The sequence below is a fragment of the Skermania sp. ID1734 genome (genome assembly GCF_007489285.1).
Taxonomy (GTDB): Bacteria; Actinomycetota; Actinomycetes; order Mycobacteriales; family Mycobacteriaceae; genus ID1734.
The window spans coordinates 1-2,671 of record NZ_VLIY01000042.1; the positions used below are offsets into that span (position 1 = coordinate 1).

The 2,671-nt window shown below is 66.1% G+C and carries 2 protein-coding genes; both read left to right on the top strand.

The window, feature by feature from the left end:
* Positions 1-190 precede the first annotated feature (190 nt).
* On the top strand, positions 191-1,726 hold the full coding sequence (gene istA, locus FOS14_RS24410) for an IS21 family transposase (RefSeq protein WP_143773423.1): 1,536 nt from the start codon (positions 191-193) through the stop codon (positions 1,724-1,726).
* A 93-nt stretch (positions 1,727-1,819) separates the two neighbouring features.
* Complete coding sequence (gene istB / locus FOS14_RS24415) at positions 1,820-2,602, top strand: IS21-like element helper ATPase IstB (protein ID WP_143773424.1); 783 nt, start codon at positions 1,820-1,822, stop codon at positions 2,600-2,602.
* Positions 2,603-2,671 lie beyond the last annotated feature (69 nt).

Genomic DNA, 2,671 nt, shown 5'->3' on the forward strand with positions numbered 1-2,671 from the left:
TGTCAGCGGTCACGTAATTCCCCAACTTGATGGGGGTTTCCGTCACGTAATTCCCCACCCGGCCGTCACGTAATTCCCCACCCTGGGGCGTGTCGGCCGGGGTTGGGCTGTTGCCGCAGGTTCGCTCCGAACCGGGCCTTCCGCCAGGTGGCCCGGGAAGGGGCCCGAGGTGGCAAGGAGAACGTGGACGATGATCGATTTGATCGAGTTGTTCCGGCATTGGCATGCGGGCCGGTCGCAGGTACAGATTTCCGATGGTCTGGGGATCGACCGGAAAACGATCCGCAAGTACGTCGCGCCGGCGGTGGCCGAGGGCTTGGCTCCGGGCGAGGGGCCGTTCGACGAGGCGGTGTGGCGTGCCCGGATCGCGGGCTGGTTCCCGGAGGTGCTCGATCCGGCGGCGCGGGCGGTGACGTGGCCGGTGATCGCCACACGTCACGGCTGGATCGAGACGCAGTTGGACGCGTCGGTGACGGTGGCCACGATCGCGCAGCGCCTGCGCGACGACCATGGTGTGGAAGTATCGGAATCGTCGGTACGACGTTACGTGGCAACCCATTTCGCGGACCGGATCGCGGAGGCCAAAGCGACAGTGCCGCGCGGGGCGGTGCCGGCGGGGGCCGAAGCGCAGGTCGATTACGGCAAGCTGGGCATGTGGCGGGATCCGGGCACAGATCGGCGGGTGACGGTGTGGGCGTTCGCGATGATTCTGGCGTGCTCGCGGATGCTGTTCGTGCAACCGGTGCTGCGGATGGATCAAAGTTCTTGGTGTGCTTCGCATGTGGCGGCGTTCGAGTTCTTCGGCGGGGTCCCGTCGCGGGTGGTGTGCGACAACCTCAAGACCGGGGTGACACGACCGGATCTGTATGACCCGCAGATCAACCGCGCCTACGCCGAACTCGCCACTCATTACGGGGTGCTGATCGACCCGGCCCGCGCGGGCAAACCCAAGGACAAGCCCCGCATCGAACGGCCGATGCCCTACATCCGGGATTCCTTTTGGCGCGGACGCGAATTCAGTTCACTGGCGCAGATGCAAGACGCTGCACTGGACTGGTGCACGCGCGTGTACGGCCGCCACCAGCATCGCGGGTTGGACGGCGCGGCACCGGCGGTCGTGTTCGACGCGGTCGAGAAGCCGGCGCTCGAGCCGTTGCCGAGGCGCCCGTTCGAGCCGGTGGTCTACAGCCTGGGCAAGGTGGCCCCGGACTGCCATGTGAAATCGGGCAAAGCGCTCTACTCGTGTCCGTGGCGGCTGATCGGCCAACAGGTGCTGGTGCGCACGGTCGGTGACGTGGTGCAGATCTTCCACAACGACCACGTCGTGGCCACCCATGTGCGCCACTTATCCGGGCGGGCAACGAATTTCGAGCACTACCCGCCACACAAGACCGCCCACACCCTGCAAACGGTGTCCTGGTGTCGCCACCAGGCCGAGCAGGCCGGACCCCACGTCGTGCAAGTCGTGGCCGAACTGTCCCAGATCAACGCGGTACATCGACTGCGCGCGATCCAAGCCATCCTGCGGTTGCGTGAGCGCCACGACGACGCCCGTCTGGACGCGGCCTGCGCGCGCGCCCTCGAAGTCGGCGACCCCAACTATCGCACCATCAAAGGCATCCTCGCCGCCGGCACCGAACACGACGGCCAACCCGCACCAGCACCGACACCGACCCCGGCGTTCCTGCGCGGACCCGACGCCTTCGACACCGAACGCAGCGCCTGACACCCCTCGGCCAGCGATTGATCGAAACCGTTGAACTGCCTACATATTCGGAAATTCACCCACCCCGCCACATATCAGATCGAGGAATCAACCATGACCATTCACGACCCCAGCCTGCGCGCCGCACTGAAAACCCTCAAGCTCGGCGGCATGCTCGACACTCTCGATGCCCGCCTGGCCCAGACCCGCGACGGCCAACTCGGCCACCTGGAATTCCTGCAAGTGCTGTGCGAGGACGAAATCGCGCGCCGCGAGACCGCCGCGCTGGCCCGCCGGGTCCGGCGAGCCCGCTTCGAACAACAAGCCACCTTCGAAGACTTCGACTTCACCGCCAACCCGAAACTGCCCGCCGCAATGCTGCGCGACCTGGCCGCGTTGCGCTGGCTCGACGCCGGCGAGTCGGTCATTCTCTACGGTCCGGTCGGTGTCGGGAAAACCCATGTGGCACAAGCACTCGGACATCAAGTTGCCCGCCGCGGCGGCGACGTGCGGTTCGTCAAATGCGCCCGCATGCTCGCCGACCTCGCCGGCGGCCACGCCGACCGCACCATCGGACAACGCATCCGCGAATACACCCGCCCGCTCGTGTTGATCGTCGACGACTTCGCCATGCGCGAGCACACCACCACCCAGTCCGACGACCTCTACGACCTCGTCTCCGACCGCGCCATCGCCGCCAAACCGCTGATCCTGACCAGCAACCGCGCACCCAAGGACTGGTACCCGCTGTTTCCCAACCCCGTCGTCGCCGAATCCCTACTCGACCGACTGATCAACACCAGCCACCAGATCCTCATGGACGGCCCCTCCTACAGGCCCCGCAAACGCCCCGGCAACCGAGCCACCGACACCGGCCGAACCAGCCCGCTACGCTGAACACGGCACACCCGAACATGGGGAATTACCTGACAGACACCCCTGGGGAATTAACTGACCGTCGACATC